The 19,052-nt window shown below is 73.9% G+C and carries 21 protein-coding genes; 7 read left to right on the plus strand and 14 right to left on the minus strand.

The genetic code is table 11. The features are described 5' to 3' along the window. The first annotated feature begins 182 nt into the window (after positions 1 to 182). Positions 183 to 692 carry a nuclear transport factor 2 family protein gene (locus ACERUJ_RS09015; RefSeq protein WP_370248183.1) on the plus strand — a complete coding sequence of 170 codons (510 nt, stop codon included), beginning with the start codon at positions 183 to 185 and terminating at the stop codon, positions 690 to 692. 9 nt (positions 693 to 701) lie between these two features. On the opposite strand, the gene dmpG is transcribed toward ACERUJ_RS09015, so the two are convergent. Genes dmpG through ACERUJ_RS09030 form a run of 3 tightly spaced genes read right to left on the minus strand, consistent with a single transcriptional unit; the run spans position 702 to position 3,558 of the window. Then, positions 702 to 1,796 (minus strand): 4-hydroxy-2-oxovalerate aldolase, encoded by a 1,095-nt coding sequence (dmpG, locus tag ACERUJ_RS09020; protein ID WP_370248184.1) that lies wholly within the window; start codon positions 1,794 to 1,796, stop codon positions 702 to 704. 3 nt (positions 1,797 to 1,799) lie between these two features. Beyond that, the gene (locus ACERUJ_RS09025; protein ID WP_370248185.1) at positions 1,800 to 2,738 is read right to left on the minus strand and encodes an acetaldehyde dehydrogenase (acetylating); all 939 of its coding nucleotides are present in this window, start codon (positions 2,736 to 2,738) and stop codon (positions 1,800 to 1,802) included. 4 nt (positions 2,739 to 2,742) lie between these two features. Next, positions 2,743 to 3,558 carry a 2-keto-4-pentenoate hydratase gene (locus ACERUJ_RS09030; protein WP_370248186.1) on the minus strand — a complete coding sequence of 272 codons (816 nt, stop codon included), beginning with the start codon at positions 3,556 to 3,558 and terminating at the stop codon, positions 2,743 to 2,745. 34 nt (positions 3,559 to 3,592) lie between these two features. Here ACERUJ_RS09030 and kstD point away from each other — a divergent pair, with 34 nt between their 5' ends. Then, a complete protein-coding gene (gene kstD / locus ACERUJ_RS09035) occupies positions 3,593 to 5,314 on the plus strand; it encodes a 3-oxosteroid 1-dehydrogenase (protein ID WP_370248187.1) in 1,722 nt (573 codons plus the stop codon). After that, positions 5,314 to 6,192, plus strand: coding sequence for a MaoC/PaaZ C-terminal domain-containing protein (locus ACERUJ_RS09040; protein ID WP_370248188.1), 879 nt, complete (start codon positions 5,314 to 5,316; stop codon positions 6,190 to 6,192). The genes kstD and ACERUJ_RS09040 overlap by 1 nt, the downstream gene beginning before the upstream one ends. Here ACERUJ_RS09040 and ACERUJ_RS09045 read toward each other — a convergent pair. Continuing rightward, entirely contained in the window at positions 6,154 to 6,990 is an 837-nt protein-coding gene (locus ACERUJ_RS09045; RefSeq protein ID WP_370248189.1) for a DinB family protein, read from the minus strand. The two genes, ACERUJ_RS09040 and ACERUJ_RS09045, sit on opposite strands and share 39 nt — an antisense overlap. A 218-nt stretch (positions 6,991 to 7,208) precedes the next feature. Continuing rightward, a complete protein-coding gene (locus ACERUJ_RS09050) occupies positions 7,209 to 7,661 on the minus strand; it encodes a MarR family winged helix-turn-helix transcriptional regulator (protein WP_370248190.1) in 453 nt (150 codons plus the stop codon). Positions 7,662 to 7,735: 74 nt separating this feature from the next. Between ACERUJ_RS09050 and ACERUJ_RS09055 the strand changes: the two genes are divergently transcribed. Next, the gene (locus ACERUJ_RS09055; RefSeq protein WP_370248191.1) at positions 7,736 to 8,176 is read left to right on the plus strand and encodes an OsmC family peroxiredoxin; all 441 of its coding nucleotides are present in this window, start codon (positions 7,736 to 7,738) and stop codon (positions 8,174 to 8,176) included. A 56-nt stretch (positions 8,177 to 8,232) separates the two neighbouring features. Continuing rightward, the gene (locus tag ACERUJ_RS09060; protein ID WP_370248192.1) at positions 8,233 to 8,817 is read left to right on the plus strand and encodes a hypothetical protein; all 585 of its coding nucleotides are present in this window, start codon (positions 8,233 to 8,235) and stop codon (positions 8,815 to 8,817) included. 16 nt (positions 8,818 to 8,833) lie between these two features. Here ACERUJ_RS09060 and ACERUJ_RS09065 read toward each other — a convergent pair whose 3' ends face one another. After that, positions 8,834 to 10,354: a cryptochrome/photolyase family protein gene (locus ACERUJ_RS09065; RefSeq protein ID WP_370248193.1), complete on the minus strand. Its 1,521-nt coding sequence runs from the start codon at positions 10,352 to 10,354 to the stop codon at positions 8,834 to 8,836. A gap of 77 nt (positions 10,355 to 10,431) precedes the next feature. On the opposite strand from ACERUJ_RS09065, the gene ACERUJ_RS09070 reads away from it, so the two are divergent. Then, on the plus strand, positions 10,432 to 11,169 hold the full coding sequence (locus ACERUJ_RS09070) for a dienelactone hydrolase family protein (RefSeq protein ID WP_370248194.1): 738 nt from the start codon (positions 10,432 to 10,434) through the stop codon (positions 11,167 to 11,169). A gap of 20 nt (positions 11,170 to 11,189) precedes the next feature. Here the strand turns inward: ACERUJ_RS09070 and ACERUJ_RS09075 are convergent, their stop codons facing one another. From ACERUJ_RS09075 to ACERUJ_RS09110, 8 genes are all read right to left on the minus strand, one after another. Beyond that, the gene (locus ACERUJ_RS09075; protein WP_370248195.1) at positions 11,190 to 11,675 is read right to left on the minus strand and encodes an MOSC domain-containing protein; all 486 of its coding nucleotides are present in this window, start codon (positions 11,673 to 11,675) and stop codon (positions 11,190 to 11,192) included. Between the two features lie 62 nt (positions 11,676 to 11,737). Then, positions 11,738 to 12,496, minus strand: a complete 759-nt coding sequence (locus ACERUJ_RS09080; RefSeq protein ID WP_370248196.1) for a hypothetical protein — start codon at positions 12,494 to 12,496, stop codon at positions 11,738 to 11,740. Further along, entirely contained in the window at positions 12,493 to 13,143 is a 651-nt protein-coding gene (locus ACERUJ_RS09085; protein WP_370248197.1) for a SatD family protein, read from the minus strand. The genes ACERUJ_RS09080 and ACERUJ_RS09085 overlap by 4 nt, the downstream gene beginning before the upstream one ends. 32 nt (positions 13,144 to 13,175) lie before the next feature. Continuing rightward, positions 13,176 to 14,360, minus strand: coding sequence for a lipid-transfer protein (locus tag ACERUJ_RS09090; protein ID WP_370248198.1), 1,185 nt, complete (start codon positions 14,358 to 14,360; stop codon positions 13,176 to 13,178). After that, positions 14,357 to 14,788, minus strand: coding sequence for a MaoC family dehydratase (locus ACERUJ_RS09095; protein ID WP_370248199.1), 432 nt, complete (start codon positions 14,786 to 14,788; stop codon positions 14,357 to 14,359). Before ACERUJ_RS09095 ends, ACERUJ_RS09090 begins: the two co-directional genes overlap by 4 nt. Continuing rightward, positions 14,785 to 15,180, minus strand: a complete 396-nt coding sequence (locus tag ACERUJ_RS09100) for a Zn-ribbon domain-containing OB-fold protein (protein ID WP_370248200.1) — start codon at positions 15,178 to 15,180, stop codon at positions 14,785 to 14,787. Before ACERUJ_RS09100 ends, ACERUJ_RS09095 begins: the two co-directional genes overlap by 4 nt. After that, on the minus strand, positions 15,180 to 15,761 hold the full coding sequence (locus ACERUJ_RS09105) for a MaoC family dehydratase N-terminal domain-containing protein (protein WP_370248201.1): 582 nt from the start codon (positions 15,759 to 15,761) through the stop codon (positions 15,180 to 15,182). Before ACERUJ_RS09105 ends, ACERUJ_RS09100 begins: the two co-directional genes overlap by 1 nt. Then, complete coding sequence (locus ACERUJ_RS09110; RefSeq protein ID WP_370248202.1) at positions 15,761 to 17,938, minus strand: acyl-CoA dehydrogenase; 2,178 nt, start codon at positions 17,936 to 17,938, stop codon at positions 15,761 to 15,763. The genes ACERUJ_RS09105 and ACERUJ_RS09110 overlap by 1 nt, the downstream gene beginning before the upstream one ends. 119 nt (positions 17,939 to 18,057) lie before the next feature. On the opposite strand from ACERUJ_RS09110, the gene ACERUJ_RS09115 reads away from it, so the two are divergent. Beyond that, complete coding sequence (locus ACERUJ_RS09115) at positions 18,058 to 18,963, plus strand: alpha/beta fold hydrolase (protein WP_370248203.1); 906 nt, start codon at positions 18,058 to 18,060, stop codon at positions 18,961 to 18,963. Positions 18,964 to 19,052: the final 89 nt, after the last annotated feature.

Consider the following 19,052-nt stretch of genomic DNA (forward strand, 5'->3'; position numbering starts at 1 on the left):
GTCACAGTAGCGCGTCCGGGGCCCCGGTGGAACGATCTTGCGCAAACTCTGCAAGCAGCTGGCAAGCAACCCCCGGACAGTGCGTCAGGGAAGTGATGCCCCGGGGGTGTCGCGCGGCCCACCCGCCCGGTCCGTGGTCGCGCCGGTGGCCCTGCACGCCCACGACGGGAGAGGACGACGACGTGACCGTCGACCCCGGAACCGCCGACCCGACCCCGCTGCAGGAGCGCCTCACCGCCCTCGAGGACCGGGTGCGCCACCTGGAGGACCACGCCGCCATCGTCGGCCTGCTGGCCTCCTACGGTCCGCTCGTGGACGCGGGCGACCTGCGGGCCGCACAGGTGTGGGCCGAGGACGGCCGCTACGACGTCGAGGGGTGGGCCATGGGGTCGCAGGCCGACGTCGCCGCCATGATCGCCTCCCCCGCCCACCAGGGGCTCATCGCCACCGGCGCCGTCCACCTGCTCGGGGCACCGGCCGTCACGGTCGACGGGGACACCGCGGTGGCCGTGTGCCACTCCCTGCTCCTCCGCCACCGCGAGGGTGGGTTCGAGGTGTGGCGCGCCGCCGCCAACCGCATCGACCTGGTGCGCACCGGGGCGGGCTGGCGCATCGCCGCCCGCACGACCCGACCACTGGACGGCCGGGAGGAGTCGCGGGCCCTGCTCGCGAGCCTCCCGCCGCCGGTGTGAGCGCGGGGCTCAGCCGGCGTCGGCGGCCGCCTTGTCCTGCTCGGCCCGCAGCCGCAGGGCGATGTCGATGAGCTGGTCCTCCTGGCCGCCGATCAGCTTGCGGCGGCCCGCCTCGAGCAGGATCTGGGCGCCGGAGACGCCGTAGCGCTCGGCGGCGTTGCCCGCGTGCTTGAGGAAGGAGGAGTAGACGCCGGCGTAGCCCATCATCAGCGTCATCCGGTCGAGCTTGCACTCCTCCGGCATGGCGGGGGCGATGACGTCCTCGGCGGCGTCGACGATCTGCAGGAAGTCCACGCCGGTGCGCCAGCCGAGCTTGTCGCAGACGCCGATGAACGCCTCGAGCGGGGTGTTGCCGGCGCCGGCGCCGAAGCGGCGCACCGAGCCGTCGATCTGGGTGGCGCCCGCCCGTGCGGCGATCACGGTGTTGGCCACGCCCAGGCCGAGGTTCTCGTGGCCGTGGAACCCGACGTCGGCCTGGTGGCCGATCTCGGCGACGACGGCGGAGACGCGGTCGGCGGTCTGCTCCATGACCAGCGCGCCCGCGGAGTCGACGACGTAGACGCACTGGCAGCCGGCGTCGACCATGATCCGGGCCTGCCGGGCCAGCACCTCGGGCGGCTGGGTGTGGCTCATCATGAGGAATCCGACGGTCTCCAGGCCGAGCTCGCGCGCCAGGCCGAAGTGCTGGATCGAGACGTCGGCCTCGGTGCAGTGGGTGGCGATCCGGCAGATCTGGCCGCCGTTGTCCTGCGCCGCGCGGATGTCCTCCTTGGTACCCACCCCGGGCAGCATCAGGAACGCGATCTTGGCGCGGGTCGCGGTCTCGGCGGCGATCCTGATGAGCTCCTGCTCGGGGGTGCGGGAGAAGCCGTAGTTGAACGAGGAGCCCCCCAGGCCGTCGCCGTGGGTCACCTCGATCACGGGGATGCCGGAGGCGTCCAGGGCCCGCACGATGTCCTCGACCTCGGTGGCGGTGAACTGGTGGCGCTTGTGGTGCGAGCCGTCGCGCAGGCAGGTGTCGGTCAGGCGCAGGTCGAGGTCGCCGAACGGCTCGGTGCCGTGGGTGGCCGACCAGGTGCGGGACAGGGCGTTGGTGTCGGTCATGGATCAGGCTCCAGCCAGGATCGAGCGGGCGATGTGCTGACCCACCTGGGTCGCCGCGGCGGTCATGATGTCGAGGTTGCCGGCGTAGGGCGGCAGGAAGTCGCCCGCCCCCTCGACCTCCACGAAGATCGAGACCTTCAGCTGGCCACGGGTGGCCTCGGAGGGCTCGTCGAGCTGGGGCTCCTGCAGCAGCCGGTAGCCGGGCACGTACTCCTGCACGGCCTTCTCCATCGCGAACACCGAGGTGAGGATGGCGTCGCGGTCGGCGTCGGGCGAGACCGCGCAGAAGATCGTGTCGCGCATGATCATCGGCGGCTCGGCCGGGTTGAGGATGATGATCGCCTTGCCCTGCGCCGCGCCCCCGATCTCGGTGACGCCGCGGCTGGTGGTGCGGGTGAACTCGTCGATGTTGGCGCGGGTGCCGGGGCCGGCCGACACGCTGGAGACCGAGGCGACGATCTCGGCGTAGGACACCGCCGCGGCGCGCGAGACCGCGGCGACCATCGGGATGGTGGCCTGACCGCCGCAGGTGATCATGTTGACGTTCCAGGCAGCGACGTGCTCCTCGCCGTTGACCGGCGGGATCACGGCCGGCCCGACCGCGGCGGGCGTGAGGTCGACGGCCCGGATGCCGGCCTCCTGGTAGCGCGGCGCGTACTCGCGGTGCACGTAGGCGGAGGTGGCCTCGAAGATGAGGTCGGGCAGCTCATCCTGCTTGAGCAGCCAGTCGACGCCCTCGTGGGAGGCCGTGAGGCCCCGCTCGGTGGCGAGCCGCAGCCCCTCGGAGGCGGGGTCGACGCCGATCATCCAGCGCGGCTCGATGACGTCGCTGCGCAGCAGCTTGTACATCAGGTCGGTGCCGATGTTGCCGGGGCCGACGATGGCGGCGGTGACCTTGCGGCCGGTGCTGGCTGACGGGGTGGGGCCGGTGGGTGCTGACACGGGTCTACTCCTCGAAGCTGACGCTCAGGGGCGCGAACCCGCTGATGGACGCCGTCACCCGGTCCCCCGGGGCGAACGGCACGAACGGGCCCAGGGCCCCGGACAGGATGAGGTGGCCCGCGCGCAGCGGGTCACCGAAGCGACGGGCCTGCACGGCGAGCCAGCGCAGCGCCTCGAGCGGGTCGCCCAGGCAGGCGGCGCCGGTGCCGCTGGAGCGCTCGTCGTCGTTGATGGTCAGCGACATGACCACGTCCACCGGCTCGACCTCGCTCAGCGGACGGCCCTGCGTGCCGACGACGTAGAGGCCGCTGGAGGCGTTGTCGGCGACGGTGTCGGTGAACGCGATGTTCCAGGCCTCGATGCGGGAGTCGACGATCTCCAGCGCGGGCAGCACCTGCGCGACCGCCGCCCGGACGGCGTCGATCGTGAGCTCCTCCTCGGTGGCGGTGTCGAGGTCGGCGCCCAGCACGAAGGCGACCTCGGCCTCCACGCGCGGCTGCACGAGGGTGCGCATCGAGATCGGCTCCTGGGCGCTGACGTCCATCTCGTCGAGCAGGTAGCCGAAGTCGGGCTGGTCGACGCCGAGCTGCTGCTGCACCGCGACCGAGGTCGCCCCGATCTTGCGTCCGACCACCCGGGCGCCCGCGGCGAGCCGGCGCTGCACCAGGCCCTGCTGCACCGCGTAGGCGGCCGGCAGGTCGTCGGTGCCGATCAGGTCGCGCACGGGATCGCACGGGGTGCGGCGGGCGGCGGCGTCGGCCAGGCGATCGACCGCGGCGGCGATCAGATCCGGGGCGACGGTGGGGGTCGTGGAGCTCACACGGAGATACTAGAACCTGTTACAGTTTTGCGCCATGACGGGTGCATCAACGGACACGCTGCCCATCGAGGTCGACGTCGTCGTGGTCGGTGCCGGCGGCGCCGGCATGTCCGCCGCGCTCGCGGCCGCCCACCACGGCCTCGAGACGGTGCTGCTGGAGAAGAGCCCCTACTTCGGCGGCTCCACCGCGCGCAGCGGCGGCGGGGTGTGGGTGCCGGGCAACTACGCCCTCGCGGCCGCGCGGCAGATCGACGACGGCGACGAGGCGGCGTCCCGGCTCTACCTCGACTCCATCGTGGGCGACCTGGTGCCCAAGGAGCGGCGCGACACCTACCTGGCCCGCGGCCCGGAGGTGCTGGAGTTCCTGCGCGAGAAGACCCCGCTGCGCTTCGTGTGGGTGCCCGACTACGCCGACTACCTCCCCGAGCAGCCCGGTGGGCGCGCGAAGGGCCGCACCGTGGAGCCCGTGCCGCTGGACGCACGCTTCCTCGGCGCCGAGCTGGAGCGGCTGCACCCGCCGTACACCAAGGCGCCGGCCAACCTGATCGTCACCCAGGCCGACTTCCGCAAGATCAGCCTGGGCCTGCGCACCCTCAAGGGCCCCTTGACGATGGCGCGGGTGCTGGTCAAGCGCCTGATCGCCATGGCGCTGGGCCGGAAGATGGTCGCGATGGGCAACGCCATCGCCGTGTCGCTGCGCCAGGGCCTGCGCGACGCCGGCGTGCCGGTGCACTACGAGACGCCGCTGACCGACCTGCTGGTCGAGGACGGCCGCGTGACCGGGGTGGTCGTCGAGCGCGACGGCGCCCGCCACGAGGTGCGCGCCCGCCGCGGCGTGATCCTCGGCTCCGGCGGCTTCGAGCACAACGCCGAGCTGCGCGAGAAGTTCCTGCCGCTGCCGACCTCCACCGAGTGGTCCACCGCCGCACCCTCCAACACCGGGGCGGGGCTGCTCGCCGGGACCGCGGCCGGGGCCGCGACCGACCTGCTCGACGAGGCCTGGTGGGGACCCACGATCCCGCTGCCGGGCCGCTCCTGGTTCTGCCTCGCCGAGCGCAACCTGCCCGGCTCGATCATCGTGAACTCGGCAGGTCGCCGGTTCATGAACGAGGCGCTGCCCTACATCGAGGCCACCCACGAGATCTACAAGGGCGAGGCCACCGGCGTCAGCCACGTGCCGGCCTGGATGGTGTTCGACCAGACCTACCGCAACCGCTACCTGTTCGCCGGCGTCGCGGGCCGCCAGCCCTTCCCGGGCCGCTGGTACAAGGAGGGCGTCGTCATGCGCGCCGACACCCTGGCCGGCCTCGCCGAGAAGATCGGGGTGCCCGCCGAGGCGCTCGCCGGCACCGTGGAGCGCTTCAACGGCTTCGCCGCCACCGGCGTCGACGAGGACTTCCACCGCGGCGAGTCGGCCTACGACAAGTACTACTCCGACCCCACGGTCACCCCGAACTGCTCGCTCGCCCCGATCGCCAAGGGCCCGTTCTACGGCGTCAAGATCGTGCCGGGCGACCTCGGCACCAAGGGCGGGCTGGTGACCGACCCCCGCGCGCGCGTGCTGCGCGAGGACGGCACCGTGATCCCCGGCCTGTACGCGGCGGGCAACGTCTCCTCCGCCGTGATGGGGCGCACCTACCCCGGCCCCGGCGGCACCATCGGACCCGCGCTCGTCTTCGGCTACCTCGCCGCCGAGGACCTCGCGCAGGCCGCCGCCGGCACCCCGGCCACGACCGACGCGAGCGGAGCCGCCTGATGCCCATCGATCCTGCGATCGCGATCGGCGCCGACCTCGGCGTCCGCGAGTTCTCCTGGTCCGCCAGCGACGCCCTGCTCTACCACCTCGGCATCGGCGCCGGCACCCGTCCGGGCGACCACCTGGACCCGGTGGCGCTGCGCTACACCCTCGACGACGACCGGCAGCAGGTGCTGCCCTCGTTCGCGGTCGTGGCCCCGACCTTCCACGAGACCGACCCGCCGCCGCTGGACCTGCCCGGCTGCGACATCAACCTGGCCCAGGTGGTGCACGGCTCGCAGTCCATCACCGTGACCGGGCCGGTGCCGACGAGCGGCAGCGCCGCGCTGCGCACCACCCTCACCGACGTGTGGGACAAGGGGAAGGCGGCCGTCATCTGGCAGGAGGGCGTGGCCTCCGCCCCCGACGGCACCGAGCTGTGGCGGGTGCGCTCCTCGATCTTCGTGCGCGGCGAGGGCGGCTGGGGCGGCGACCGCGGCACCTCCAGCGCGGTGGTGCTGCCCGATCGCGACCCCGACGCGACCAGCAGCCACACCGTGACCGAGCAGCAGGCGCTGCTCTACCGGCTGTGCGGCGACCGCAACCCGCTGCACGCCGATCCTGCGTTCGCGCGGGCGGCAGGCTTCCCCGGACCGATCCTGCACGGCCTGTGCTCCTACGGCCTCGTGCTGCGCGAGCTCACCGACCACCTCCTCGAGTCCGACGCCGCGCGCGTGCGCGGTTTCGGGGCCCGGTTCGCCGGCGTCGTCTTCCCCGGCGAGACGATCGGGGTGCGCGGGTGGCGCGAGGAGGGTCGGATCGTGGCCGAGGCCGTGATCAGCGGCGGGCCGCGCGACGGCTCACCCGTGCTGGCCGACTGCGTCGTCGACCTGGCCTGAGCCCGCCTCGAGCGCCGCGGCCACGACGGCGAGGTCGCGGGCGGCGTAGCGCAGGTGCTGCCACTCCTCCTGGAGGATCACGTGCAGGCACGAGCGCACCGTCTCGGGATGGGACGGCGCCCACGGGTTGCGACGCTCCTGCTCGAGGTCGGCCTCGTCCGCCTCAGCGAGGAACTCGCGCACCTGGCGCTGCCGGTCGGCGCGGGCGGCGAGCACGTCGGCGTGGGCCGGCGGATGGGTGACGAACACGGAGAGGTCGTAGCCGTCGGTGGCGAACTCGGCGTTCGGGAGGCCCAGCGGGTGGTAGGCCTCGTCGCCCAGGCCGCGGATGCCCCGGCCGAGCCAGACGTCGGTGGCCATCACCAGGTGTCGCAGGGTCTGGGTGAAGGACCACTCCCCGTCCACCGACTCCGCCAGCGCGGTCAGCGGCAGGGCGTCGGCGCGCCGCCCGAGGTCGGCCCAGGCCGCCTCGACGGCCGCCCACGCCGCGCGCAGGCCGTCCGGACCCTCCAGCGCCCTGGCGCGTCGCAGCGCGCGCCCGGGGAAGCGCCGGTCGAGCTCGGCCTCCACCAGGCCGACGACGTCGACGCCGTTGATCAGCACCGGGCCGCCGTCGGCGAGCCAGGGGCTGTCGAGGTCGGCACCCTCGAGGTCGACTCCGCGTCCGACGACGCCGCGCAGGTCGACCCGGGTCCAGCGTCCGCCGGACAGGTCGGCGTCGACGAGCAGGCGGCTGGCCACCGGGTCGGTCACCGGGTCGGGCTCGCCGGGGCGGGGGGTGGGGTCCTCGTGGTCCATCACCCGACCCTCCCATCCCCGCGCCCCGGGAACCACGGCCCACGCCGCACCGCCGTCCCGACGACCGCCTCGGGCACCGGGCGCGTCCCCTCCGCGCGTCCGGTGCCCGGCTCGGGCCGGGGGCCGTCCGGGGTGGTGGCCCGTCGCTCGCCCGGCTCCCTCCGCGGGACGAGCGACGGACGATCCCGCCGGCGCGCGCAGGCGCCGGCGTCAGGGGGTCAGCCGGCCCGCGAGGGGACCAGCTGACCGACCAGGTCGCGCAGCAGGGTCTGCAGCTGCGCGGCCTGCTCGAGCATCGGACCGAAGGCGTCCTCGATGCGGCACTGCACGTCGCCGAACTCGGCGCGCACCGCCTCGCCCTTCTCGGTGAGGCGGACCAGCACCACGCGCTCGTCCTGAGCCGAGCGGGAGCGGGTGAGCAGCCCGTGCTGCTCCAGGCGCCGCAGCAGCGGGGTGAGCGTGGCGTGGTCGAGGTGCAGGGCGTCGGCCAGGCCCTTGATGGTGACCTCGCCACGGGCTCCCGCGACCATCACCACCAGGTACTGGGGGTAGGTGAGTCCGAGCCTGCCGAGGATCGGACGGTAGGCGGCGGTCACGGCGCGCGAGGCGGCGTAGAGGTCGAAGCACACGAGCCGGTCGAGCTCGGGCGCTCCATCTGCGGGGGTGGTCACGGTGGAAATATTACTAGCGCACGATTAAGTTGAGCACGAGGTAACCTCAAGTCCACCCTAAGGAAAGGCCCACCATGCCTACTCGTACCGCCCGCACCGCCTGGAACGGCACGCTCACCGAGGGCTCCGGCCAGGTCGAGCTCACCAGTTCCGGCGTCGGCACCTACAGCGTCTCCTTCCCCAAGCGCGCCGCCGACGACGCCGACGGGACGACCTCCCCCGAGGAGCTCATCGCCGCCGCCCACTCCTCCTGCTACGCGATGCAGTTCTCCGCGCTGATCGCCGAGGCGGGCGGCACGCCGATCGCCCTCGACGTGACCGCCGACGTCTCGCTCGGCCCGGACCCGGCCGGTGGCTTCCGCCTCACCGGGATCACCCTCACCGTGCGCGGCGAGGTCGAGGGCCTGGACGCCGACGGCTTCGCCGCCGCCGCGGAGGCCGCCAAGGCCGGCTGCCCGGTCAGCAAGGCGCTCACCGGGGTCGAGATCACCCTCGACGCTGCGCTCGAGTCCTGATCGGACCCGCTCTCGGGGTGTGGGCCGCCACCGGGCGGCCGAGCAGGATGGGCCGGGTGGCGATCGACCACCCGGCCCGTTCCACGCCCACCCCCGACCCCCCGGGGCACGACGACACCCTGGGGCACTACGCGCTGCCCGAGCACGACGTCGTCGTCGTGGCCGGCACCGCCGCACCCCGGCGTCGCGACGACGCCGACGCCTGGCGTTGGTACGCCCCGCGCGGCGACCTCGGCTCGCCCATGACGCTCGGGCGCCGCTGGTGGGGCCTGAGCCCGGAGGGCGACCTCGTGAGCGACGACGCCGTCAACTCCCTGGCGCTGCGCTGGCGCCTGGTGCACGAGGCGCGGGTCGTGGCCGGTCCCCCGGCCGCCACGTGGTGCCCGGACCCCGAGCCTGGGGCGCTGCGCGCCGAGGCGCTGGGGCAGGCGCGGCGGCTCGCCGAACGGCACGAGGCGCGCCCCACCCCCGCCGTCCTGGCCGCCCTGTGCCGGTGGTGGCACCAGGCCGAGCTCGCCGTCGCGGTCGCCGACGACCGGGCGCTCGCCTGGGCCCGGGACCGGCTCCCCGACCTCGCCCCGACGCGGGCGTGGGTGTGGGAGCTGCACCGTCTCACCGGCTCCTCCGCCCTCGAGCACTGAGCGCGGGTGCCTCCGCTCAGCCCAACCAGCGGGCGGCACGCGCGGCGTGGGCGGCCTGCTTGTCCTCGCCGAGCTTGTCGTAGAGCCGCGCGATCATGCTGGAGCGCGGGTTGCGCGTGAACACGTCGCGGTGGTCGCGCACGAAGGTCCAGTAGAGCGCGTCCCAGTCGGCCGTCCACTCGCCGGTGGGGAGGTCGCCCATCTTGCGCAGGTAGTTGCTGCCCGACACGTAGGGCTTGGTGGTGATGGCCTCCCCGGCGGCGAACTGGCTCATGGCGTAGACGTTGGGGACCATCACCCAGTCGTAGGCGTCGACGTACATCGCCATGAACCACTCGTAGACGGCGTCGGGGTCGATGCGCAGCAGGCACATCGCGTTGCCGAGCACCATCAGCCGTTCGATGTGGTGGCTGTAACCGTGGGCGAGCACCCGCTCGACGGCGAGGTCCACCGGCGCCAGGCCGGTGCGGCCGGTCCACCAGCCCTCGGGCAGCTCGCGGCCGTGCTCGAGACGGTTGTGGGTGCGCATCCGGCGGCCGTGCAGCACGTAGGTGGCGCGCATGTACTCGCGCCACCCGATCACCTGGCGCACGAAGCCCTCGAGGCTCGGCAGGGCGATGTCGTCGCGCTCCCCCACCTCCAGGGCACGCTCCAGGACCACGCGCGGATCGATCAGCCCGACGTTGAGCGCGGGGGTCAGCAGGGAGTGGAAGACGAACGGGTGCCGGGCGCTGAGGGCGTCCTCGTAGGGACCGAACTCCCCGAACCGGTGGTCGAGGAAGTCGGCGAGCATGGCCTCGGCCTCCTCGGGTGCGGTGGGCCAGCGGAACGCGTCGGCGTCGCCGGGGTTGTCGGGGAACTCCGCGCGCACCCAGGCGACGGCGGCCTCCACCTCGGCGTGCCGCTGCGGCCACCACGGGTCGGGCACGGGGTGGTTCCTCGGCAGCTTGCGGCGGTTGTCGGCGTCGAAGCTCCACTGACCGCCACGCGGCTCCTCGCCCTCCATCAGCACGTCGAGGCGGCGCCGCTGCCAGGCGTAGAAGTGCTGCATCCGGGGTGCCTTGCCGCTGCCGAACACCTCACGGATCTGCGCCCGGGTGGTGAGGAAGTTCGGGCTCTCCCGCACCTCCGCGGCCACCAGGTCGTGCCCGACGTCGGCCAGGGTGGCGGTGAGGTCGCGCGCGAGCCAGTCGTCGACGACGTCGTAGACCTCCACCGCCCCGGGCTCGGGGCCCACCCCGAGGTCGCGCAGCACGGTGCCCAGCGCCTCGCGCGTGGGCACCGCGGCGTCGGAGAGGACGTGGTGCACCTCGAAGCCGGCCTCCTCCAGCCGGGTCGCGAGACGGCGCAGGCCCGCGCGGTGCAGCACCAGCTTCTGCTGGTGGAAGGGGTACTGGCGGTAGAACAGGTCGTGCTCCACCAGCACGAACCGGGTGCCGGGGGCCGCCTGCAGGTGCTCCGCGAACAGCTGGTGGGGCAGGACGAGTCGTACCGGTGCGGCGGAACCGGCGGGGTCGGCGGGCTCGGCGGGCGGCATGGCTCGACGCTACGGCGCCCCGACTCACCCCTGCGGACCCCTGTCCGACCGACCCGGATCGCGGCTAGCGTGCGGTCATGGATCTGCTCGAGGGCTGGGTGGCACGCGACCTCACCTACGACGGCGTCACGCACCCGACGCACCGCAAGGGCAGCGGCCCCGGCGTGGTGATCATGCCGGAGGTACCTGGGCTCACGCCGCAGGTGATGGGCTTCGCCGAGGAGGTCGTGGCGGCGGGCTACACGGTGGTGCTGGCCCAGGTCATCGGCCCGCGCGGCACCACGCGGCTGCGCCCCGGGCCGGTGGTCAGCGCGATCGCGAAGGGGTGCGTGAGCAAGGAGTTCACCACCCTCCACGCGGGCCGCCGCTCCGCGGTCACCGACTGGCTGCGCGCGCTCGCGCGCGACCTCCACGCCGAGCTCGGCGGGCCGGGCGTCGGGGCGCTCGGCATGTGCTTCACCGGCGGGTTCGCGCTGGCGATGATGCTCGACGACGCCGTGGCCGCCCCGGTCCTCTGCCAGCCGTCACTGCCCTTCCCCGTCACGCCGCGCCTCGGCGCCGACGTCGGCCTCTCCCCCGCCGACCTCGACGTCGTCAAGCAGCGGGTCGCCGACGGCTGCGCCGTCCTGGGGCTGCGCTACACCGGCGACAAGCTGGTCGGCACGCGGTTCGAGACCCTCACCCGCGAGCTCGGCGACGGCTTCGTCCGCGTGGAGTTCCCCGGTCGCCAGCACTCCACGGTGACCACCCACCGGCAGCAGGCCGGCGTCGACGCCGTCCTCGACTTCTTCGCCGCGCGGCTGCGCGAGGCCTGATCGGGCGGACTCAGTCGGACTCAGTCGGACGGGCCGAGGACCACGGCGGCGTCGCCGATCCGGATCGCCCCGCCCTCCAAGACACGGAACACCGTCCCGGCCCGGCGTCGCAGCACCTCCTGCGCCCCGACCCCGATCGTGTCGTCGAGCAGCTTGCAGGGCGCGGCGACCCGCACGACCTCCAGCAGCGCCTCCCCGAGCCGGAGCCGCACCCCGGGGGTGGTGGGGACGTCGCCGTCGTCGAGGGTGATGTTGCGGCGGGTCAGCCCGGCGGGCACCGGGCGGCCCCACGCGCGCTCGGCCGCTGCGAGCGCCGTCGCCGACTGCACGGTGACGTGACGGTGCCGGGCGCCGTGGTAGCGGTCCCCCACGATGCCGCGGCCGGTCTCGGTGACGACCTCGGCCACCTCCCGCATCGGCAACCGCGTCGCCGGGGCGACGTGCAGCGACACCACCCGGCCCAGGACGGCACCCGGTCGTGCGTCCGCTCGGTCAGACAAGCTCATGGCACCAGTGTGACCGGAGCCGTCGGGGGTTCGTCGCAGGAGGGCGGGCGCGCGGGCGAGGCTCAGGCCACGAGCACCAGGGCGGTGAAGGCCACCGACCAGCTGACGAAGCTGCCGACGAGGAAGTACTCGGTGATCTCGTGGATGTCGGGGGTGGTCCTGCCGCGGGCCGGGCGGCGGGCGGCCTGGAGCTCGGGGAAGCGCAGCAGACCCTTGGCCGCGATGACGACGCCGGCGGCGGTGAGGTCGCCCGCCAGGCCCAGGCCGAGCAGGAAGACCCGCTCCAGCGGGCCGAGGAGGCGTCCGCCCTTGAGCGGGGACGCCGGCAGCGGGTGGTGGGCCGAGCGCAACGGGTGGGTGGTGCCCGAGACCGCCAACACCAGGCGCACCAGCACGTTGCCGGTGGCGAACTGCACCGCGACCGCGCCGAGCACCGCCAGGGCCCGGTCCGGGCCCAGGTCGGCGATCACCCGGGGAGCGGCGTCGAGCACCCAGGTGCGCCAGGGGCCGCCGGCGTCGGGGGCGTGCCCGGCGACCAGCAGCACGCCGAGCAGCGAGCCACCGGCGACGGCGAGGGGCAGCAGCGGACGGCGGCGTCCGAAGCCGAGGGTCACCGACTCACCCCACGCCACGACGAGCACCGCGAGCACGATCACGGCGACCACCTGCGGGCCCGAGGAGTCGGGGCCGATGCCGATCAGGGCGGCACCGCCCAGCACGGTGGCGGCGCCGAGCGCCTCCGCGAGCCGGGGACGCCGGGTGGCCGAGAACGCCAGGTCGGTGGCGGCCCACCCGAGCAGCAGCAGCGCGCACCAGGTCACAGCGCCTCCAGCTGCCGCGCGGCGGCGACGAGCAGACCCGTCCGGTCGCGGCGGACCCGCTGCGACACGGCCGAGGCCGAGACGCCCTCCTGGGCCGCGATCTCCTGCTGGGTCATGCCGCGCAGTAGACCACGCACGACCGACAGCCCGCGGGCGTCCAGGCCGTCCAGCAGGGCGTCGCGGCCGAGGAGCGCCGCGGACACCGCAGCCAGCAGGGCCGCCGGCGGTGCCCCCTGCGCCTCGGCGGCACGGACGGCGGTGCGCACCGCCCGGGTGGCGGGGGTGCGCTGCGCGGTCGCGACCTCCTCGATCGCCGCGCGCGCGGCCCACCAGCCCGGGCCGTCCTCGATGCCGGCACCGGGGTCGAGCACCGCCGTGGCGCCCCACCCGATGCCGTGCCGCACGTCGACGTCGGGCAGCAGGGCCAGGCGCAGGTGCAGGGTGAGGGCACAGGCCACGCCGAGACCGGGCACGGTGCCCTGGTACTCGTCACCCACCGTGAGGCGCAGGTCGGTGCCCCACCGCCGGTTCGACTCCTCCAGGAGCGCGACGAGCCGCGCGTGCAGTCCGGCGCGGTCGGACTGACGTCGGCTCGCGACGACGTCACCGATCACGACCCATGAAGCCAGATGCTTCATTTCCTCCATCTGAAGATCATAGCTTCATTGGTGGCTCGGGGTCAGTCAGCGGCTCCGAGGATCAGACCGCTCGTCGGCACCCCGGTGCCGGCCGTCACCAGGACCGGGCCGCCCTGCGCGGCCGCCACCTGGTTCACCGCGGTGCCGCGCACCTGCCGCACCGCCTCGGCGATGCCGTTCATGCCGTGGATGTAGGCCTCGCCCAGCTGACCGCCGTGGGTGTTGAGCGGCAGCCGGCCGCCGATCTCGATCGCACCGTCGGCGATGAACCCCGGCGCCTCACCGCGCCCGCAGAAGCCGAGCTCCTCCAGCTGCATCAGCACGTACGGGGTGAAGTGGTCGTAGAGCACGGCCATGGGCATGTCGGCCGGGCTCAGCCCGGACTGCCGCCACAGCTCGCGGCCGACCACGCCCATCTCCGGGATGCCGATGTCGTCGCGGTAGTAGGAGGTCATCACGAACTGGTCGCGACCGCTGCCCTGGGCCGCGGCCAGGATGCTGGCCGGGGGTTGGGGCAGGTCGCGCGCCCGCTCGGCCGAGACCACGACCAGCGCGACGGCGCCGTCGGACTCCTGGCAGCAGTCGAGCAGGTGCAGCGGGTCGGCGATCATCCGGGAGGCCTGGTGGTCCTCGAGCGTGATCGGCCTGCCGTAGAAGAAGGCGTCGGGGTTGGTGGCCGCGTGCCGCCGGTCCGCCACGGCCACCCGGCCGAAGTCCTGCGACGTGGCGCCGTACTCGTGCATGTAACGCCGCGCCTGCATCGCGACCGTGGCCGCCGGCGTGCCGAGACCGAACGGATAGGTCCAGGCGTTGTCCAGACCGTTGGTGTTCACCTGCTGGGCCACGGCGGTGGAGAACTGCCCGAACCGGTTGCCCGAGCGCTCGTTGAACCCGCGGTAGGCGACGACGACGTCGGCCACGCCCGTGGCGACCGCCATGGCGGCCTGCTGGATCGTGCCGCAGGCCGCACCGCCGCCGTAGTTGATGCGGCTGAAGAACCGCAGCTCCGGCACCCCGAGCTCGCGGGCCACCGCGATCTCGGAGGAGGTGTCCATCGTGAACGTCACCAGGCCGTCGACGTCGGCGGGCGTCAGGCCGGCGTCGCGCAGCGCGTGCTGCACGGCCTCGACCGAGAGCTGCAGCTCGGAGCGGCCGGACTCCTTGGAGAACTCCGTCTGCCCGATGCCGACGATCGCCGCCGCACCCGACAGCGTCCGGGCGCTCACCGTGCCACCTCGGCTGCTCCGGCCGGCCGCCCCAGCCGGACGGTGCCGATCACGTGCGCGCCGAGCGCCACGGCGCCGGTCACCTTCAGCACGACCTCGTCCTCGCCCACCTCGGTGACCTCCCCGGAGAACGTGAGGGTGTCGTAGGGGTAGGCCGGAGCACCCAGCCGGATCGCGATGCCGCGGATCTCGACGTCGTGGCCGAGGGTGTCCTCGACGTAGCGCTGGCACAGCGCGGTGGAGGTGAGGATGTTCATGAAGATGTCCTGCGAGCCCGCGGCCTGCGCGATGTCGCGGTCGTGGTGCACGTCCTGGAAGTCGCGGGTCGCGATGGCCGTGGACACGATGATCGTCGGGGTGAGCGGCAGCTCCCAGGGCGGCAGCGCCGTGCCGACCTCGAGCTCGGTCGCGCCGGAGCGGGCGGTCATGAGGCGGCCTTTCGCCAGATCGGGAGGGACAGCTCGTCGTCGACGGGGGCGAAGTCGACCTGCACGCGCAGACCGATCTCCAGCTCCTCCTCGGGGAGGTCGACGATCTCCCCGACCATCCGCAACCCCTCGTCGAGGTCGATGACGGCCAGCAGGATCGGCAGCTCCTTGCCCGGCACGGGCGGGTGGCGGTGGATCACGTAGCTGAAGACGGTGCCGCGCCCGGAGGCCACGACGTGGCCGCGGTCCAGCGCGCCGCACTCCGGGCACGCCGGGCCCGGCGGGTGACGCAGCGCCTCGCAGGCGTTGCAGCGCTGCAGCCGCAGCTCGCCGGCGAGCGTGCCCTCCCAGAAGTAGGCGTTGTCGCGGTTGACCATCGGGCGCACGGCCATCAGGAGGCCTCCCGCGATCGGGGCACGAACTTGAGGACCCGGAACAGCATGGTGGCCACCACCTCGGGGCCCCCCTCTCGACCGGCCCCGGGGCCGGTGTCGTCGTGGTCGACGTACCAGGTGTTGCGGGAGGTCACGAAGTACCCCACGCCCATGCCCGTGGCCTTGGGGCCCACGACCGACTCCAGCGCGGTGGTGACGCGCACCCGCTCCCCGACCCGCAACGGGCGCCGGTACTCCTGCTCGCAGTTGGTGCCGAGCACCGCGGTGAAGCCGGCGTCGGTGAGCTCGCGCATCATGCCGTGCAACGGGTCGTCGGCCGGGGGCCTGCCGCCCAGGCCGTACATCGTCCAGACCTGCGCCATCGCCGGCGGCGCCTCGCCCGCACGCCAGCGCGGGTTGTCGATGCCCATCGCCTCGAGCCAGTTGTTGATGGTCGGCTGGTTCACCTCGTCGCGGGCGTAGCGCTCCGCGCCCTCGCCCTGCGCGCGGATCCGGTCGGCGGCCGCCATCACGGCCTCGTGCACCGCGGGGTCGACGAGCGGTGCCTCGGGGGCGGCCCCGGGTGCCGGGGTCGACATCAGCGGGGCACCCGCGGCAGGCCGAGGCCGAACATCGCGATCAGCTCGCGCTGCACCTCCTGCACGCCTCCGCCGAAGGTCAGCACGAGGTTCCGCTTGGCCTGGTCGTCGAGGTACTGCAGCAGCGTGCGGGTCTCGGCGTCGGCGGGGTCGCCGAAGCGCTGCACGAGCCGGGTGAGGTCGGCCAGCAGGTGCTGCACCTGGTCGGCGGCGAAGACCTTCGAGGACGACGCGTCGCCCACCGAGGGGTCGCCGTCGGCCGCGGCGCGCGCGACCTCCCAGTTGAGCAGCTCGTTGACCCGGAACGCCGCGGTCACCCGGCCCATCACCTCGCGCACCTCGGGGCGCTCGGCCACCCCGGCCTTGAGCGTCCAGTCCAGGACCCGGTCGCGCAGGCCCTCGATGCGCCCGGCCGGGCCGAGCATGACCCGCTCGTGGTTGAGCTGGGTGGTGATCAGCCGCCAGCCCTCGTTCTCCTCCCCCACCAGCATGTCCACCGGCACCTTGACGTCGGAGAAGAACGTCGCGTTGGTGTGGTGGGAGCCGTCGGCGGTGATGATCGGCGTCGAGGAGTAGCCGGGGTCGCGGGTGTCGACGATGAGGATCGAGATGCCCTTGTGCTTGGGGGCGTCGGGGTCGGTGCGCACGGCCAGCCACACGTAGTCGGCCTGGTGGCCCCCGGTGGTCCACATCTTCTGGCCGTTGACGATGTAGTGGTCGCCCTCGCGGCGTGCGGTGGTGCGCAGCGCGGCGAGGTCGGTGCCGGCGTCGGGCTCGGAGTAACCGATCGCGAAGTGCACGTCCCCGGCCAGGATCCGGGAGAGGAACATGTCCTTCTGCTTCTGGGTGCCGTAGCGGATCAGCGTCGGACCGACGGTCTGCAGCGTGACCGCGGGCAGGTGCACGTCGGCGTGCTGGGCCTCGTTGGCGAAGATCGTCTGCTCGATCTCGCCCAGGCCGTGGCCGCCGTACTCCTGCGGCCAGCCCACGCCCATCCAGCCGTCGGCGCCCATCTGCCGGATGATGCGCTGGTAGGTGGGGCCGTGGCGGTCCTTGCCCATGTCGAGGTGCTCGTCGTGAGAGGCCAGGCCGTGGAAGTAGCTGCGCACCTCGGCCTTGAGGGCGCGCTGGGAGGCCGAGAGCTCGAGGTTCTTGGCGGTGGGGTCCTCCACCGGCACGTCCTCGGCACGCATGCCCAGGGCGTGGTCGAGGTCGGTGATCCAGGAGAAGTAGTGGTGCAGCGGGTAGGTCTCGTCGACCCCCATGCCGCCGTGGAGGTGGTGGCAGGTGCGCAGCGCCTGCGGCGCCTCCTGGCACACCCAGTAGGCGGCGACGGCGAGGTCGTCCTCGGCCGGCAGCCCGGCACCGACCCGCCACACGGCGTTGTCGGCCACCAGGTCCAGCGTGCGGGAGGCGATGTAGAGGTCGGCGGCCTGCATCGCGACGGCCTGGAACTGCGCCAGGGCGCGGCCGAACTGCTCGCGGGTCTTGATGTAGGAGGCGGTGAGGTCCACCGCGCCGCGCACGAGCCCGGCGGCCAGCACCGCGGCACCGGCGAGGTGGTGCTGCACGAGGGCGCGGGCCGCACCGGCGCCGAGCAGCTCGGCGGGCGCACCGTCGAGCACGACCGTGTGCTGCACGAGCCGCGCCGAGGAGCCCGACTCCACGAGGGTGACGCCGGGACCGTGCGGGTCGACGAGCGCCACGACCTCCGCACCCTCGGCGTCGACGGCGGTCACGAGCAGCCGCGCGGCCTCGGCGGCATGGGTGACACCGATCTTGCGGCCGCTCACCCGGCCCTCGACGACGCGGGTCGTCGGCGGCTGGGCCGGACCACGACCCGGCTCGCGCAGCGCCGGCGTGAGCACGACGTCGCCGGTGGCGACGCCGGCGAGCAGCTCCTGCTGCGTGGCGTCGCCGTGGGCGGCGAGCACGGGCACGGCCGTCATCAGGGTCTCCCACACCGGCAGGTGCCGGGCGCGGACGCCGATCTCGCGCAGCAGGGCCGCGGTCTCGGGGAGGCCCAGGCCCTCGCCGCCCTGGGCGGTCGGCACGGGGAGGGCGAGCAGGCCGGCGGCCGCCAGGGCCGCCCAGTCGGCGTCACGGTCGAGCGCCTCGCGCACCACCGCGCGGACCGCGTCGAGGGACTCGGGGTCGGGAGGGAGGAAGCCGTCCATGGGCGAAACTGTAACGTGTTCTAGTCCTGCCCGTAAGGCGATGGACCGCCCCGGATCGTGGTCGCCTCTTCATGCGAGACGGTGAGGCGCCCGGGCCCGTCACCCGTCAGGGTGGCCCCGTGACCCCGCTGTCCCTGGCCCTGGCGCCGCTGCGCAACCGCGTCTACGTGCCCTTCGTGCGCCTGCCCGAGGGGCGGCGCGTGGAGCTGCCCGGTCGGGGCTCCACCTACGTCACCGACACCCCGGGGCCCGATCCGCACAGCCCGACGGTCGTCCTGCTGCACGCCCTGGGCTGCACCGGCCTGCTCACCTGGTTCCCCGCCCTGCCCGCCCTGAGCACCCGCTTCCGTGTGATCACCCTGGACCAGCGCTGGCACGGCCAGGGCATCCGCAGCGGGGACTTCTCGCTGCACGAGGCCGCCGACGACGTCGCCGCGCTGCTCGACGTGCTCGAGGTCGAGCGGGCCCTGGTGGTGGGCTACTCCATGGGCGGGGTGATCGCGCAGCGCGTGTGGCGCCAGCACCCGCGGCGCGTGGCCGGACTGGTGCTCGCCGCCACCACCGACCGCTTCCAGCTCACGCCGCTGGAGCGCACCTTCTTCACCGGCATGGGCACGGGCATGGCCGCGCTGCGGGGCGTCTCCGCCACCGCCGCCGGACGCCGGATGGCCGCGGTGGCCGCCGCCCCGCTGGAGCCGAGCGGGATCGAGGCCTGGGCGCTGGCCGAGCTGCGCTCCACCAGCCCGTGGGCGGTCGGCCAGGCCCGGGCCGCCCTGGGCCGTCACCACTCCCGGCCGTGGCTGGGCCGCATCGACGCCCCCACGGCGGTGGTGGTCACCACCCGCGACAAGGTGATCCCGCCGGCCCGCCAGGTCGGGCTGGCGCGGGCGATCCCCGGCGCCACGCTGCACGACGTCGACGCCGGGCACGCCGCCTGCGTGCTCGCCTCCGAGCGCTTCGTGCCGGCCCTGATGGAGGCCACCACCACCGTGGCCGCCCGCGCCCGCGACTTCCACGCCCGCTGAGGCTCGCCGTCTCCCGTTGTCACCAGCGGAATGCACCGGTCAACGCTGTTGACCGGTGCATAGATCGGAAGAGCACACGTCTGAACTCC

The sequence above is a fragment of the Nocardioides sp. genome, assembly GCF_964228225.1.
Classification (GTDB): domain Bacteria; phylum Actinomycetota; class Actinomycetes; order Propionibacteriales; family Nocardioidaceae; genus Nocardioides.

Excerpts from the sequence above, each read along its gene's own strand:
- dmpG (WP_370248184.1), bottom strand. The coding sequence starts at position 1,796 with ATGACCGACACCAACGCCCTGTCCCGCACCTGGTCGGCCACCCACGGC.
- kstD (WP_370248187.1), top strand. The coding sequence starts at position 3,593 with ATGACGGGTGCATCAACGGACACGCTGCCCATCGAGGTCGACGTCGTC.
- ACERUJ_RS09040 (WP_370248188.1), top strand. The coding sequence starts at position 5,314 with ATGCCCATCGATCCTGCGATCGCGATCGGCGCCGACCTCGGCGTCCGC.
- ACERUJ_RS09045 (WP_370248189.1), bottom strand. The coding sequence starts at position 6,990 with ATGGACCACGAGGACCCCACCCCCCGCCCCGGCGAGCCCGACCCGGTG.
- ACERUJ_RS09055 (WP_370248191.1), top strand. The coding sequence starts at position 7,736 with ATGCCTACTCGTACCGCCCGCACCGCCTGGAACGGCACGCTCACCGAG.
- ACERUJ_RS09065 (WP_370248193.1), bottom strand. The coding sequence starts at position 10,354 with ATGCCGCCCGCCGAGCCCGCCGACCCCGCCGGTTCCGCCGCACCGGTA.
- ACERUJ_RS09070 (WP_370248194.1), top strand. The coding sequence starts at position 10,432 with ATGGATCTGCTCGAGGGCTGGGTGGCACGCGACCTCACCTACGACGGC.
- ACERUJ_RS09075 (WP_370248195.1), bottom strand. The coding sequence starts at position 11,675 with ATGAGCTTGTCTGACCGAGCGGACGCACGACCGGGTGCCGTCCTGGGC.
- ACERUJ_RS09085 (WP_370248197.1), bottom strand. The coding sequence starts at position 13,143 with ATGGAGGAAATGAAGCATCTGGCTTCATGGGTCGTGATCGGTGACGTC.
- ACERUJ_RS09095 (WP_370248199.1), bottom strand. The coding sequence starts at position 14,788 with ATGACCGCCCGCTCCGGCGCGACCGAGCTCGAGGTCGGCACGGCGCTG.
- ACERUJ_RS09100 (WP_370248200.1), bottom strand. The coding sequence starts at position 15,180 with ATGGCCGTGCGCCCGATGGTCAACCGCGACAACGCCTACTTCTGGGAG.
- ACERUJ_RS09105 (WP_370248201.1), bottom strand. The coding sequence starts at position 15,761 with ATGTCGACCCCGGCACCCGGGGCCGCCCCCGAGGCACCGCTCGTCGAC.
- ACERUJ_RS09110 (WP_370248202.1), bottom strand. The coding sequence starts at position 17,938 with ATGGACGGCTTCCTCCCTCCCGACCCCGAGTCCCTCGACGCGGTCCGC.